This is a genomic window from Pseudoxanthomonas winnipegensis (assembly GCF_030322905.1).
Lineage (GTDB): Bacteria > Pseudomonadota > Gammaproteobacteria > Xanthomonadales > Xanthomonadaceae > Pseudoxanthomonas_A > Pseudoxanthomonas_A winnipegensis.
On sequence record NZ_CP095475.1, the window covers coordinates 631,853 to 646,145 of the forward strand.

Below are 14,293 nucleotides of genomic sequence, written 5' to 3' on the forward strand. Positions count from 1 at the left end.
TCCTGCCGCGGTGCGCGCTGTTGCCCCCTCCCTTTGGCCGAAGGCCAAGGGGAGGGTTGGGGAGGGGTGCTTTTCGCGGGGAGGCAAGAGCAAAAGCACCCCCTCCCAGCCTCCCCCTTCGCTGCGCGAAAGGGGAGGAGCGTTTCCGGGCGGCTGCGACACTCTGCCCGCTGCCCGTGGCGCTGCTGCTCCGCCGCGCCAGAAGCCGCTCAGGTCTGTCCTGTAAACTGGCGCGGCTTCTTCAACGGCAGAACGGCAAAGGATTCACCCATGTGCGGCATCGTCGGCGCGATCGCGGATCGCGATGTGGTCCCTGTCCTGATCGAGGGCCTCAAGCGCCTGGAATACCGCGGCTACGACTCGGCCGGGATCGCCGTGGTCGAGGGGGAGGTCCGCCGCGTGCGCCGTACCGGGCGGGTGGCCGAGATGGAGGCCGCCGCGCGCGCCGAGCACTTCAGCGCCACCCTGGGCATCGGCCACACCCGTTGGGCCACCCATGGTGGCGTGACCGAGGCCAACGCCCATCCGCACATCAGCCGCGGCGCCCTGGCGCTGGTCCACAACGGCATCATCGAGAACCACGAGGCCCAGCGCGAGAAGCTCACCGAGCTGGGCTACGCCTTCGAGTCGCAGACCGACACCGAGGTCATCGCCCACCTCATCCACCACCACCAGAGCCACGGCCTGGACCTGCTGGCCGCGCTGCAGGCCACGGTCAAGGAGCTCACCGGCGCCTATGCGCTGGCGGTGGTCTCGCGCGACGAGCCCGGCCGCCTGGTCGCCGCGCGCATGGGCTGCCCGCTGCTGGTCGGCCTGGGGGAGGGCGAGAACTTCGTCGCCTCCGATGTGTCGGCCATTCTCCAGGCCACGCGCCAGGTGATCTTCCTGGAGGAAGGCGATACGGTCGATGTGACCCGCCAGGGCGTGACGGTGTTCGACGCGACCGATGCGGCCGTGCAGCGCCAAGTGCATGTGTCCGACGTCTCGCTGGCCTCGCTGGAGCTGGGGCCGTACCGGCACTTCATGCAGAAGGAGATCCACGAGCAGCCGCGCGCGCTGGGCGACACCATCGAGGCGGCCATCGATGCCGGCGGCTTCCCGGCCAGCCTGTTCGGCGCGCGCGCCGGCGAGGTGCTGGCCGGCATCACCGGCGTGCAGATCCTGGCCTGTGGTACGAGCTACTACGCCGGCATGACCGCGCGCTACTGGATCGAGGCCATCGCCGGGCTGCCGTGCAGCGTGGAGATCGCCAGCGAGTACCGCTACCGCGCCGCCCACGCCGACCCGCGCCACCTGGTGGTCACCATCTCCCAGTCCGGCGAGACCCTGGACACGATGGAGGCGCTCAAATACGCCAAGTCGCTGGGCCACACCCATACGCTGTCGATCTGCAACGTGCCCGAAAGCGCCATCCCGCGCGCCAGCGAGCTGGTCTGCTATACCCGCGCCGGTGCCGAGATCGGCGTGGCCTCGACCAAGGCCTTCACCACCCAGCTGGCCGCGCTGTTCCAGCTGGCCGTGGTGCTGGGCCGCCTGCACGGCAAGGTCGACGATGCGCAGGAGGCCGACTACCTTGAGCAGCTGCGCCACCTGCCCGGCAGCGTGCAGCACGCGCTCAACCTGGAGCCGCAGATCGCCGCCTGGGCCGAAGCGTTCGCCCGCCGGGACAACGCGCTGTTTCTCGGCCGCGGCCTGAGCTACCCGATCGCGCTGGAAGGCGCGCTCAAGCTCAAGGAGATCTCCTACATCCACGCCGAGGCCTATCCGGCCGGCGAGCTCAAGCATGGACCGCTGGCGCTGGTGGACGACACCATCCCGGTGGTGTTCATCGCACCCAACGACCGGCTGCTGGAGAAGGTCAAGTCCAACATGCAGGAAGTGCGCGCCCGCGGCGGCGAGCTGTTCGTGTTCGCCGACCAGGACAGCCACTTCAGCGAGTCCGCCGGCGTGCACGTGATCCGCACCTCGCGCCACACCGGCGTGCTCAGCCCGGTGGTGCACACCATCCCGGTCCAACTGCTGGCGTATCACACGGCCCTGGCGCGCGGCACCGACGTGGACAAGCCGCGCAACCTGGCCAAGGCCGTGACCGTGGAGTAGCGCAGGCGCCTGCCCGGCGCGGAAACTGTGCGCCGGGTCGCCCGCCCTCACGCGCGCAGCCGCCGAAGATGCGAGAGAATCCGGCGCGCCAGGCCCACCCACCCTGGCTTTCCCTCGAAACACCATGGCCGAGCACGAACAGGACTACGAGAGCGAACGTCTGCGGCGTCTGATGGACCTGCGGGTGATGGACAGCTCGCCCGAGCCGCTGTTCGACGCGCTGACCCGCGCCGCGGCCGAACTGACCGCCTCGCCGGTGGCGCTGATCACCCTGATCGAGCAGGACCGGCAATGGATCAAGTCCAACCACGGCCTGCCGGGGCTGGAAGCGACCGCGCGCACGACCGCCTTCTGCGATTACGCCATCCGCAGCGACAGGCTGCTGGAGGTGCGCGATGCCCGGCGCGACGTGCGCTTCTCGCGCTTCGAGACCGTGGTCGGCGAGCCCTACGTGCGCTTCTACGCCGGCGCCCCGCTGACGCTGACCAGCGGCCACCGGGTCGGCACGCTGTGCGTGTTCGACACCGTACCGCGCCAGCTCGAGCCGGCCCAGAGAGCCGCGCTGGAGCAGCTGGCGCACGCGGCGGTGGCGGCCATCGAGCTGCGCGCCCAGCTGCTGCGCAGCCAGGAGGGGTTGACCCGCAGCACGCTGGAGCTGTCCACCGCCCTGCAGCGCAGCACCATGCTCGAACGCCGCCTGCGCGACAGCGAGGCCTTCCTGGAGCGCACCGGCCGCGCCGCCGGCGTGGGCGGCTTCGAGGTCAACCTGGACACCGGACGGATCCAGTGGTCAGACCAGACCTGCCGCATCCACGATGTGCCGCCGGGCTTCGCCCCGTCGGGTCTGGACGAGGCGCTCTCGTTCTATGACGAACAGGTGCGCGACACCTTCCGCGACGCCGTGCGCCGCGCGATCGAGCAGGGCGAGCCCTGGGACCTGGAGCTGCCGCAGACCACCCGCGCCGGCCGCCGCATCTGGGTCCGCTCGGTCGGCCGGCGGGAAACGATCGACGGCCAGCCCAAGCTGGTCGGCGCCTTCCAGGACGTGACGCTGCGGCACAAGGCCGTGCAGGCGCTGGAGACCAGCGAGCGCCGCTTCCGCAAACTGTTCGAATCCAGCCTGGGGCTGATCTGCACCCACGATGCGCAGGGCACCATCCTCAGCGCCAACCCGGCCAGCGCGCGCTCGCTGGGCATCGAGCTGACCGATGTCCTGGGCCATCGCCTGACCGAGCGCATCCGGCCCCAGCGCCAGGCGCAGTTCCACGAATACCTGGAGCGCGTGTTCCGCGACGGCAGCGCCTCGGGCACGCTGGAGCTGATCGCGCGCGATGGCAGCCTGCGCTACTGGGACTACCACAACGTGGTCGATTCCGACGAGGGCGAGCCCTACGTCCTGGGCTATGCGCAGGACGTCACCGTCCAGGTCGCCCAGGCGCGCGTGCTGCGCGACCATTCCTTCCGCGACCCGCTGACCCACTGCTTCAACCGCCGCTATCTGCACGAGCTGGAGAGCCGCTGGCAGGACCGGTCGGTCGGCTGCGTAGCCGTCGACCTGGACCACTTCAAGCAGGTCAACGACGCGCACGGCCACCGGCGCGGCGATGCGGTGCTGGTGGAATTCGTCGAGTTCCTGCAGCGCCACGCCGGCGCCGAGGGCGTCGTGGTGCGGCTGGGTGGCGACGAGTTCGCGGTGATCCTGCCCGACCAGGACCCGGCCAGCCTGGAGGCCTGGATGGTGCAGCTGCGCGCCCACGGCGACCAGGTGCCGATCGGCTTCTCCAAGGGCGCCGCCATCCGCGCCGCCGGCGCCACGCTCGAGCAGACCCTGGAGCTGGCCGATCAGGCCCTGTACCGCCAGCGTCGCCGGCACCGCGGTCGCTCGGCCGGCGTCGCGGCAGAGGCCCGGTAACCGCGCCGCGCCGCCGCGGCCCCCGGCATCAACCGGCCAGCAGGCCCGCCAGCGCCAGCAGCGGCAGCAGCACCGCGCCCGGCTTCACCCAGCGTGGGCGGTAGGGCAGCAGGCCGAAGGTGATGGCGATGCCCGAGACCGTCATCGCCACCAGCCACAGCACCGGGCCGATGCCCAAGCCGCGCGCGGCCACCGCGCAGGCGAACGACGCCGCCACCAGCGCCCAGCCCAGCCAGGCCCAGCGCCGGCGCACGCGGTCCTGCGCACGCGCGGCGCCGTGCAGCTCCAGCTGGTGCTTCTCCATGCCCAGGCACAGGCCGACGAAGCCGCTGAAGGCCAGCGCGATCGCCAGCAGGCTCATGCCGCGCCGCCTTCGGCCGCCGGCGCCTGCGTGGCCTGCGCCTGGCGCCGGCGCTTGTCCGCGGCCGAGACCGGCGGCGTCCAGTGCTGCATGCGCCAGCCGCAGACCGCCAGCGCCAGGCCGAGCAGGCAGGTCACCAGATCGACCCCGGCCAGCGCCCAGTCGCCTTCGCGCAGGGTCACGCCCAGATGGATCTGGGTGGTGGCCGCGTTGAGCAGTGGAATCAGCGCGAACAGGCCCGCGCCCACGTACAGCAGCCACGCCCAGGTCTGCCGCCGCGGCCAGACGAAGCCCGCCAGCAGGGCGAGCGCCCAGGCGATGAAGAACACCCGCGCCTCCATGTCCGGCCGCGCCTCCAGCTGCAGCGGCAGCAGCCGGTTGGCCCAGAAGTAGCTGGCGAACGCGATCGGCAGGCCGCCGACCGCGCCGATGTTGAGCGCATCGACCAGGCGCAGGCCGAACCCGACCTTGCCCGACTTGGCGTGCTTGGTCCGCTCCTTGATGCCCCACAGCACCGCGCCGCTGGCCACCATCAGGCAGCCGAGCAGGCCCGAGCAGAACAGCAGCAGGCGCAGCCCGGCATCGGCGAAGCGCGCGATGTGCAGGCCATACAGCACCCCGCGCGTCTCCGAGGCGCCGCCAGCGCTGGCGCTGCGCGCCAGGACCCGGCCGCTGGCCGCATCCAGTCGCACCGACGGCGCCTCGTAGGACAGCCGCTGGCCGGTGCGCTGGTAGGCGCTGAAGGTCTGCGCCGCATCGCCCGGATGGTCGATGCGGAAGCTGGCCACCGGCGCGCCGCCCAGCGCCAGGCGCGCATCGGCCAGCAGCTCGGCGACAGGCTTGCGCTCGCCCAGCCTGCCGGCGGCCGGGCCGACTGCCGGCAGATCGCTGAAGGACTCGGTGTAGAAGGCCTGCTCGCCTTCCGGATAGGCCACCTTGATACCGATCGGCAGATACATCGCCATCAGCGTGACGATGCCGGTATAGGTAATCACCAGGTGGTAGGGCAGGGCCATCACCGCGCTGACGTTGTGGAAATCCAGCCACGAGCGCTGGCCCTTGCGCGGGCGGAAGGTGAAGAAGTCCTTGAAGATCTTCTTGTGCGTGATCACCCCGGTGATGATCGCCACCAGCATGAACATCGCGCAGAAGCCGACGATGTAGCGCGCCCACAGCACCGGGATCGCGTACAGGTCGAAGTGCAACCGGTAGAAGAACTCGCCGCCGCGCGTGTCGCGCACCGCCGAGGCCTCGCCGGTGGCCGCATCGACCGTGGCCTGGCCGAAGCGCGCGCGGCGCGCGGCGCGGTCGTTGCCAGCGCCCTCGGCGGCCGGGTTCATCCAGTACATGTCCAGCGCCGGGTTGCGCGCATCGGGCAGGGTCACGTTCCAGTAGTCGGCGTTCGGCGCCTCGCGCTGCAGATAGGCCAGCGCGCTGGTCGCGGCCTGCTCCGGCGAGACCACCGTGCGCGCAAGCTCCGGGCGCATCCAGCGGCTGATCTCCTCGCGGTAATAGCTGGCCGTGCCGCCCATGAAGATCAGCAGCAACAGCCAGCTCACCAGCAGGCCGGTCCAGGTGTGCAGCCAGGCCATCGACTGGCGGAAGCCCTGCTTCATGGCGTCATGCCCTGCGTGCCACGCCTCTGGCGGACGCGGCCCGGGCTGCGAACCGGCGGCCGCGCGTTCACGCCAGCACCGTGAGCAGCCAGGTGGTCAGGGCCAGCAGCGCGGTCGGGATCAGGATCCCGGCCCAGGCCTTCCAGGCGCTGGCCGCGGCGAAGGCCCACAGCGCCGCGCAGGCGCACACCAGGATCGCCAGCAGCATGCCGGTCAGCACCGCCTGGCTGCGCGCGATCGGCAGCGCCACCGCCAGGAACGCGCCGGTGCTGGCCGCCAGCGCATAGCCGCCGAAGATCGCCGCCAGGCTGCGCGAGAGCACGCCCACCCAGGGCCGGCGGAACCAGGACGAGGAGACGGCGGCGCCGCGCATGGAGGCCGCGCTCATGGCCGCGTCGCCTCGGGCGCGCACGGGAAGATCGCACACGCAGGAGCGGGGTCGGACGGTAACGACACGCAGGCAAGGCAAGACATCAGACATCCCATCGAGAAGCAGGAACCGGCCTGCGACAGGGCGGCAGGCGGCGGGGGAGGGCTGGCCTTGGGGTTCGAGCGGACGCGTGCGAACGCACGACGGGCGTGGCTGATGAGAATTGTTCTCTTTTGGGCCGGCGCCGTCAATGCGCCATGGTCGCCGCGCTCAGCCCGGTAGCGGCAGCACGCATTCCATTAGCGCGTCCCGGACACCGGGTCGAAGCGAGACGTCGCGCTGTCGACTGAGCCCGGCGCGGCGGACAGCGCGCCGTCATCGGTCCAGACAGCCTGGCGCAGCGCGATCGCCAGAGCGCTCACGCCCCCCCGTCCAGGCGGCGGAAGCGCGGCTGGCGCGCGCCGTCGATCTCCACCTCGGAAAAGAACATCGCATGCGGCCGCACCCACAGGCCACCTTCGCCGTAGAGCGCGCGGTAGAGCACCAGCGGCTCGAGCGTCTCGCTATGACGCACCGTGCCGATCACCTCGTACTGGCCGCCCTTGTAGTGGACGTAGCGCCCCGGAGGCGTGGCGGGCAGGGCAGGCAAGTCGGACATGGCGCGGTTCGTGATGGAAGTAAGGGGCAGGATACGGCGGTGCCTGGCGGGCAGGCGCTCCCGTCGATCGCCAAGCCGGGGTCGGCCCGCGGCATCTGCGGATGACGCGCCTGCAGGACCTGCCGGCCGCGCCTCGCGGCCACCGGCTGACGCCGGCCGGCACAGTCCGCGTTGCACGCCTGCCGCAGTGCGGTAAAGTACCGCCCGTGCCCGCCGTGACGACCAAGCGTTCCTCCCTTTCCGCTCGCCGCGCGTGGCGATGGTGGCCTGTTGCCGTCGTCCGTCCCGCCCCCGCGTCCGGTAAGGAATGTCCTCTTGATCACCGCAGAGCAGTTCCAGCAGCACGCTGCTGAAGGCCACACCCGCATCCCCGTCGTCCGTGAAGTGCTGTCCGACCTGGACACGCCGCTTTCGGTCTATCTCAAGCTCGCCGACGGCCCCTATACCTATCTGTTCGAATCGGTCGAGGGCGGCGAACGCTTCGGCCGCTATTCGATCATCGGCCTGCCCGCCCGGCGCGTGTACGCCGTGCGCGGCCACACCCTGGAAACGCGCGACTACGGCGAAGTGGTCGAGTCCCGCCATGTCGCCGATCCGCTGGCCGAGGTGGAGGCGCTGCGCGCCGCGCATTCGGTGCCCAGGTTCGAGGGCCTGCCTGGCTTCACCGGCGGGCTGGTGGGCTGGTTCGGCTTCGAGTGCATCGGCTACATCGAACCGCGCCTGGCGGTGGACAAGCCCGACGAGCTGAACACCCCCGAGATCCTGCTGATGCTCTCCGAAGAGCTGGCGGTGTTCGACAACCTCAAGGGCCGGCTGTACCTGATCGTGCACGCCGACCCCACCCAGCCGCAGGCCTGGGCCAAGGCCAACCGCCGCCTGGACGAGCTGGCGCACCGCCTGCGCCAGGCCGGGGCCGGCTATCCACAGACGCAGCTGTCCGATGCGATCGACGAGGGCGATTTCCGCTCCTCGTTCACCCGCGAGGAGTACCACGCCGTGGTCCGCACCGCGCAGGAATACGTGCGCGCCGGCGACATCTTCCAGGTCGTGCCCAGCCAGCGCCTGCGCGTGCCGTTCCGCGCGCGTCCGGTCGATGTGTACCGCGCGCTGCGCGCGCTCAACCCTTCGCCGTACATGTATTTCATCGATGTCGGCGGCACCCAGGTGGTCGGCTCCTCGCCGGAGATCCTGGCGCGCCTGCAGGGCGACACCGTCACCGTGCGCCCGATCGCCGGTACGCGTCGCCGCGGCCACACGCCGGAGGAGGACGCGGCCATGGAGGCCGAGCTGCTGGCCGACCCGAAGGAGCGCGCCGAGCACGTGATGCTGATCGACCTGGGCCGCAACGATGTCGGCCGCGTGGCCGAGCCCGGCACGGTGGAGGTGGGCGAGCAGTTCGTGATCGAGCGCTACAGCCATGTCATGCACATCGTCAGCGAGGTCACCGGCAAGCTGAAGCAGGGACTGAGCTACGCCGACGTGCTGCGTGCGACCTTCCCGGCCGGCACCGTCAGCGGCGCGCCGAAGATCCGCGCGCTGGAGGTCATCGCCGAACTCGAGCCGGTCAAGCGCAACGTCTATTCCGGCGCCGTCGGCTACATCGGCTGGCATGGCGATGCCGACACGGCCATCGCCATCCGCACCGCCGTCATCCAGGACGGCCACCTGTACGTGCAGGCCGGCGGCGGCGTGGTCTACGACTCCGACCCGGATCTGGAATGGAAGGAAACGATGAACAAGGGCCGCGCCCTGTTCCGCGCGGTCGCGCAGGCCGCCAAGGGACTGTGATGGACGGGAACGGCATGACCAGACTGGCCTCGTTCCGCAACGACTACAGCGAAGGCGCGCATCCGCGGCTGCTGCAGGCGCTGACCCAGGCCAGCGCCGAGCAGAACACCGGCTATGGCCTGGATCGCCACAGCCTGCGCGCGGCCGAACTGATCCGCGCGCGCTGCGGCCAGCCGCAGGCGCAGGTGCATTTCCTGGCCGGCGGCACGCAGACCAACCTGCTGGCGATCTCCGCCTTCCTGCGCCCGCACGAGGCGGTGATCGCCGTGGACACCGGCCACGTGGCCACGCATGAGACCGGCGCGATCGAGGCCACCGGCCACAAGGTGCTGGTCGCTCTGCACGTGGAAGGCAAGCTCACCGTGGACGCCGTGCGCGGCCTGCTGGCCGCCAACACCAGCGAGCACATGGTCAAGCCGCGCCTGGTGTACGTCTCGCACAGCACCGAGCTGGGCACGCTCTACACCCGCGCCGAGCTGCAGGCTTTGCGAGACCTCTGCGACGAATGCGGCCTGCTGCTGTTCCTCGACGGCGCGCGGCTGGGCTGCGCGCTGGCCGCCGCCGGCGCCGACCTGGGCCTGGCCGAGATCGCCGCGCTCACCCACGCCTTCTACATCGGCGGCACCAAGAACGGCGCCCTGCTGGGCGAGGCGCTGGTGGTGGTCGAGCCGGCGCTGCAGGCCGACCTGCGCTACCTGATCAAGCAGCGTGGCGCGATGCTGGCCAAGGGCATGGTGGTGGGCTGCCAGTTCGAGGCGTTGTTCGAGGACGCGCTGTTCGTCGAACTCGGCGCGCACGCCAATACAATGGCCCAGCGCCTGCAGTCGGGCCTGAAGTCGGCCGGCGTGCGGATGCTGATCGACTCGCCGACCAACCAGATCTTCCCCGTGCTGGCGCATGCGCACATCGATGCGCTGGCCCGCCTGACCGCCTTCGAGCGCTGGGCGCCGCACAGCGACAGCCATGCCGTGATCCGCTTCGTCACCTCCTGGGCCACCCGCCCGGAAGCGGTGGAGGCGCTGATCGCCGAAGTGGCGCGCCTGGTGCGATGAACACGCCTGGATCATCCGACAGGCCGTTGGCCGGCCTGTTGCCCAACGCAGGAGCGGTGCGATGAAACGTCTCTGGATACTGCTGGCCCTGTTGTGCCCGGTGGTCGCATCCGCGCAGATCAACAGCCTGCCCGCGCAGCCGCATCTGCTGGTCAAGGGCGAGGCGCACCGGGAGGTCCGGCCGGATCGCTTCGGCGTGGTGGTGACGCTCGATCGGGTCGATCCGTCGCCTGAGGTCGCGCGTAGCAAGGTGCAGGCCGATGCAACCGGCGTGCTGGCGGCCTTCCATCGCCACCATGCCTTGCCCGGCTCGATCCAGGCGGCCACGATGGAAATCAAGCCAGCGCATGCGTACGAAGAGGGACGCGAGGTGTTCAAGGGCACGGAAGTCACGCGCAGACTGGCGGTGGCCTTCGGCACGCTGGAAGATACCCGCGCTTTCCTGGGTGAATTGAAGACCAGCGAGTTCCTGCAGCTCTCGGGCATCACGCCCGGCTACCGCGACGAGGCCGCGCTGCGCGCGACCTTGAAGGGCGAAGCGGCCGCGCAATCGCGACGGGCGGCCGAAGGGTTGGCAAAAGCCTACGGCGTCAGATTGTCCGGCCTGTACACCATCTCCGACGTGGCGCCCGCCTTCAGCTACGGCATCCAGGCCGGGACATGGCGAAGCCCGGAATCGCCGTTCCCGCCGGCACCACCGCCGCCTTCGGCCGACGTCGGCGCGCGGGTAGACCCGACGCTGCGCCCGGCCGACGGCGAATCGCTCGAAGCCGGCACCCTCACCCTTTCCGAAAACGTCTATGCGGTCTTCCTGATCGCGCAGTGAGTACACCGCCATGCTGCTGATGATCGACAACTACGACAGCTTCACCTACAACCTCGTGCAGTACCTGCAGTCGCTGGGCGCCGAGGTGGAGGTGGTGCGCAACGACGCGCTGGACGTGGACCGGATCGCGAAGATGGCGCCGCAGCGCATCGTGATCTCGCCCGGCCCGTGCACGCCCAACGAGGCGGGGGTGTCGCTGGAGGTGATCGAGCGACTGGGCGCCACCACGCCGATCCTGGGCGTGTGCCTGGGGCACCAGAGCATCGGCCAGGCCTACGGCGGGGATGTGATCCGCGCCGGCCGCATCATGCACGGCAAGGTCTCGCCGATCCGGCACGAGGGGCGCGGGGTGTTCGCCGGTCTGCCCGACCGCTACGAGGCCACGCGCTACCACTCGCTGGTGGTCGACAAGACCACGCTGCCGCCGGCGCTGGAGGTCACCGCGTGGACGGAGAACGAGGACGGCTCGATCGAGGAGATCATGGGCCTGCGCCACCGCGAGTTCCCGGTGGAAGGCGTGCAGTTCCATCCCGAGTCCATCCTGACCCAGCACGGCCATGCGCTGCTGAAGAACTTCCTGGAGCGCACGGCTTGAAGGGCGCCCCATGATGGGGGCGGCGCGCTAGCCGCAGGGCCTCCACTTCATCACGGCCGCCTGTCAACGCGGTCCCACTTGGCGCGTTGTAGGCGATATGAGATTACCTCGACCCTTACTCGCGCTCGCCTTGATCGCCGGCACGGCGCATGCCCAGCAATCCGCGCCCCCCGCAGCGTCGCCGGCGCAGGGCGAGGGCGGGGAGGTCGCCTCTCCCATCGACACGCTCGACGCGGTCAAGGTCACCGCGAGTCGTCTCCCGAGCGAACCCGGCGCAGCCCTGGGCACGATCCGGCCGGAGCTGCAGCTGGGCCGCATGGAGGTGCAGAGCTATGGCGCCTCCACCGTGGAGGAGTTGCTCGGCCTGATCGCGCCGATGACCACCAGCGACAGCGGCGATTCGACGCCGATCGTGCTGCTCAACGGCAAGCGGATTGCCGGCATGCAGGAAATCAAGGACATCCCCACCGAAGCGATCCGCCGCGTCGACGTGCTGCCGGAAGAGGAGGCCTTGCTGTACGGCTATCCGCCCGACCAGAAGGTGGTGAATGTCGTGCTGGTGCCGCGCTTCAACCGCTACACCGCGCAGCTGGATGGCAGCGCACCGAGCGCGGGCGGCATGGAAACCGGCGTCGCCGACCTGGACCGCTTCATCCTGCACGACGACGATCGCCTCAACCTGGACCTGAAGTACACGGCCAACACGATGCTGACCGAGGACGAGCGCGACATCGCGACCGTGCCGGTGCAGCCGGGCTACGACGCGCAGGCCGAAGATCCGCTGGACCCGCGCGCCGCGCGCAGCCTCGCCAACGCCAGTCACGCGGTGGATGGCAACGCGGTCCTGAGCAGGGCGCTGGGGGATCGCACCTCGTTGACCTTGAACTACACCGGCAACCTCAATACCAGCGATGGCGAGCGCGGCTATGCCGGCACCGCATTGGACGTCCCTGCGGATGATCCCTTCGCGCAGTCCGCCGACGGACAGCGCGTGTACCGCTACGTGCCGGTGGTGCTGGGCCAGCATTCGAAAGGCTGGAGCAGCCGTTTGGGCGGCACGCTCAACCACGATTTCGACAGTGCCTGGCATCTTTCGGTGGTGGGCTACTGGAACCGTGCCGGCAGCCGCACCGTCACCGATGCCGGCGTGGACAACAGCGCGGCGCAGGCGCTGCTGGATGCGGGCGACGCGGACTTCGACCCCTACGGCCTGTTGACCGGGGCGATGTTCCCGCGCAACGCGCCCAACATCGCCACTTCGCTGGCCGACACGAAGAACCTGCAAGTGTTGGTGAACGGTACGCTGCTGAAGCTGCCGGCCGGCGATGCGATCGTGAGCCTGGGCCTGGCCGACACCGACAGCCGCATCGACAATGTGGCGCGCATGGGCGGCCGGCAGCGCATCGCCGACTTCAAGCGCAACGATGCCAGCGCGACCGCGAGCATCGAGGTGCCGTTGATCAATCGCGGCCAGGAGACGCTTGGCAGGTTCGGCGACCTGTCGATCAACGCGCATGCGCAGCTCGATCGTCTTTCCGACTACGGCCAGGACCTGCAGCGCTGGGGCTATGGCCTTCGCTGGTCGCCGATGACGCGGCTCACGTTCACCGCCAACCTCGACGCCGGCAAGACCGCGCCCACCCTGACCCAGCTGGCCAACCCGGTCATCACCAGCATCGGCACGCGCGTGTTCGATTACGCCACCGGGCAAACCGTCAGCGTCACCTCGATCAGTGGCGGAAATCCCGATCTGCTGGCCAGCGACCAGCACCGTTTCCGGGCCGGCATCAACATCAAGCCGTTCGATCAGCGGCGACTGTCCATCGTCTTCAACTACAGCGACACCGACACGCGCGATCCGGTCGGCAGCCTGCCGCCGGCTACCGCGGCCCTGCAGGCGGCGCTGAGCGACCGCTTCCTCACCGACGACGACGGCAACCTGGTCGAGGTGGACAGCCGCCCGCTCAATTTCGCCGAGGAACGGCGCCGGCAGCTGCGCTTCGGGGTCAACGATGCGCATTCGGTCGCCGGCTTCTTCAGTAGCGCGTCGCCGCCGCCTGACATGACGCGTGCCAGCTTCGCCGCGCGCGGTGGCGGCAATGCGGCCGATGGCGGCGTTGGAAGCCCGGGAGGCACGGGAGGCACGGGAGGCGATGCCCCGCCGCCGGATCAGGCCCGCGAGGGACGGTGGCAGGGCGGAGGCGATCGGGGCTTCGGTGGTGGCGGCGGCGGGCGTGGCTTCGGCGGGGGGATGCCTGCCTCGATGATGCAGGGGCAGATCGTATGGTCGCTGTACGACACCGTTGTGTTTTCCGACCGCGTCCTGATTCGCAACGGCCTGCCGTGGCTGGATCTGCTCGGCGGCGATGCGATCGGCGGCGATGCGATCGGCGGCAGCGGCGGCGTGGCGCGCAACCAGATCGATGGCAGCATCGCCTATACGCGCTCGGCGTATGGCGTGCGGCTCAGCTTCACTTCGCGCAGCGGCACCCGGGCGGAGGGCGGCGGCGCGGAGACGGGCAATCTGGATTTTTCAGGCCTGACGACGTTCAACCTGCGCGCCTTCGCCAACACGGGCCGCACGCCGCTGGCGCAGGATCATCCGTGGTTGCGGGGCACGCGGATGACCTTGACGGTCGCCAACCTGTTCGACAGGCGCGTGAAGGTGCTCGATGGCACTGGCGCGGTGCCCGCGAGCTACCAGCCGGAGTTGCTCGACCCGATCGGCCGGGCGATCACGTTGAGCCTGCGCAAGCAGTTCCAGTGAGTCCAGGCGGCGGTCGGGCGCTGGCGGACTGCCAGCGGCGGCACCGGACCGGCTTGCGCTTGGACGTGAGAGAATCCCGCCCCCCGGCACGGCGTCCTTCCAGTCGCGGGTCCCCGAGGCGATCGCGGTACCGATGCGGGCTCGATTGCCTCTGGAAGATGCCGGGCCTCTGGAACCGCATGGACAGGTCTTGCATGTTGCCGATGATCGACAGCCACGACAGCTTTACCCGCCTCACCCAGTGCCGC

The 14,293-nt window shown here is 70.1% G+C and carries 11 protein-coding genes; 7 read left to right on the forward strand and 4 right to left on the reverse strand.

The features are described from left to right. Positions 1-270 precede the first annotated feature (270 nt). Positions 271-2,100 (forward strand): glutamine--fructose-6-phosphate transaminase (isomerizing), encoded by a 1,830-nt coding sequence (glmS, locus tag MWN52_RS02665; protein ID WP_286576490.1) that lies wholly within the window; start codon positions 271-273, stop codon positions 2,098-2,100. 124 nt (positions 2,101-2,224) lie between these two features. After that, entirely contained in the window at positions 2,225-4,012 is a 1,788-nt protein-coding gene (locus tag MWN52_RS02670) for a sensor domain-containing diguanylate cyclase (protein WP_286576492.1), read from the forward strand. A gap of 28 nt (positions 4,013-4,040) precedes the next feature. Here the strand turns inward: MWN52_RS02670 and MWN52_RS02675 are convergent, their stop codons facing one another. The 4 genes from MWN52_RS02675 to MWN52_RS02690 all read right to left on the reverse strand — a co-directional run bounded on the left by MWN52_RS02675 (position 4,041) and on the right by MWN52_RS02690 (position 7,017). After that, on the reverse strand, positions 4,041-4,373 hold the full coding sequence (locus MWN52_RS02675; RefSeq protein ID WP_286576493.1) for a DUF3325 domain-containing protein: 333 nt from the start codon (positions 4,371-4,373) through the stop codon (positions 4,041-4,043). Beyond that, complete coding sequence (locus MWN52_RS02680) at positions 4,370-5,989, reverse strand: PepSY-associated TM helix domain-containing protein (protein WP_286576494.1); 1,620 nt, start codon at positions 5,987-5,989, stop codon at positions 4,370-4,372. Before MWN52_RS02680 ends, MWN52_RS02675 begins: the two co-directional genes overlap by 4 nt. Before the next feature lie 67 nt (positions 5,990-6,056). Beyond that, on the reverse strand, positions 6,057-6,377 hold the full coding sequence (locus MWN52_RS02685) for a DUF3649 domain-containing protein (protein ID WP_286576495.1): 321 nt from the start codon (positions 6,375-6,377) through the stop codon (positions 6,057-6,059). A gap of 400 nt (positions 6,378-6,777) precedes the next feature. Further along, positions 6,778-7,017: a DUF1653 domain-containing protein gene (locus MWN52_RS02690; RefSeq protein ID WP_286576496.1), complete on the reverse strand. Its 240-nt coding sequence runs from the start codon at positions 7,015-7,017 to the stop codon at positions 6,778-6,780. A 315-nt stretch (positions 7,018-7,332) separates the two neighbouring features. On the opposite strand from MWN52_RS02690, the gene trpE reads away from it, so the two are divergent. The 5 genes from trpE to MWN52_RS02715 all read left to right on the forward strand — a co-directional run bounded on the left by trpE (position 7,333) and on the right by MWN52_RS02715 (position 14,045). Continuing rightward, positions 7,333-8,805 (forward strand): anthranilate synthase component I, encoded by a 1,473-nt coding sequence (trpE, locus tag MWN52_RS02695; RefSeq protein ID WP_130523763.1) that lies wholly within the window; start codon positions 7,333-7,335, stop codon positions 8,803-8,805. After that, positions 8,805-9,857 (forward strand): threonine aldolase family protein, encoded by a 1,053-nt coding sequence (locus MWN52_RS02700; protein WP_425608071.1) that lies wholly within the window; start codon positions 8,805-8,807, stop codon positions 9,855-9,857. The genes trpE and MWN52_RS02700 overlap by 1 nt, the downstream gene beginning before the upstream one ends. A 61-nt stretch (positions 9,858-9,918) precedes the next feature. Continuing rightward, the gene (locus tag MWN52_RS02705; RefSeq protein WP_286576498.1) at positions 9,919-10,683 is read left to right on the forward strand and encodes an SIMPL domain-containing protein; all 765 of its coding nucleotides are present in this window, start codon (positions 9,919-9,921) and stop codon (positions 10,681-10,683) included. Between the two features lie 10 nt (positions 10,684-10,693). Further along, entirely contained in the window at positions 10,694-11,278 is a 585-nt protein-coding gene (locus tag MWN52_RS02710; RefSeq protein WP_286576499.1) for an anthranilate synthase component II, read from the forward strand. Between the two features lie 130 nt (positions 11,279-11,408). Further along, positions 11,409-14,045: a TonB-dependent receptor gene (locus MWN52_RS02715; protein WP_286576500.1), complete on the forward strand. Its 2,637-nt coding sequence runs from the start codon at positions 11,409-11,411 to the stop codon at positions 14,043-14,045. Positions 14,046-14,293: the final 248 nt, after the last annotated feature.

Bases quoted from the DNA above. Each gene is read 5' to 3' on its own strand.
- MWN52_RS02690 (WP_286576496.1), bottom strand. From the start codon at position 7,017: ATGTCCGACTTGCCTGCCCTGCCCGCCACGCCTCCGGGGCGCTACGTC.
- MWN52_RS02675 (WP_286576493.1), bottom strand. From the start codon at position 4,373: ATGAGCCTGCTGGCGATCGCGCTGGCCTTCAGCGGCTTCGTCGGCCTG.
- MWN52_RS02680 (WP_286576494.1), bottom strand. From the start codon at position 5,989: ATGAAGCAGGGCTTCCGCCAGTCGATGGCCTGGCTGCACACCTGGACC.
- MWN52_RS02700 (WP_425608071.1), top strand. From the start codon at position 8,805: ATGGACGGGAACGGCATGACCAGACTGGCCTCGTTCCGCAACGACTAC.
- MWN52_RS02670 (WP_286576492.1), top strand. From the start codon at position 2,225: ATGGCCGAGCACGAACAGGACTACGAGAGCGAACGTCTGCGGCGTCTG.
- MWN52_RS02710 (WP_286576499.1), top strand. From the start codon at position 10,694: ATGCTGCTGATGATCGACAACTACGACAGCTTCACCTACAACCTCGTG.
- MWN52_RS02705 (WP_286576498.1), top strand. From the start codon at position 9,919: ATGAAACGTCTCTGGATACTGCTGGCCCTGTTGTGCCCGGTGGTCGCA.
- glmS (WP_286576490.1), top strand. From the start codon at position 271: ATGTGCGGCATCGTCGGCGCGATCGCGGATCGCGATGTGGTCCCTGTC.
- MWN52_RS02685 (WP_286576495.1), bottom strand. From the start codon at position 6,377: ATGAGCGCGGCCTCCATGCGCGGCGCCGCCGTCTCCTCGTCCTGGTTC.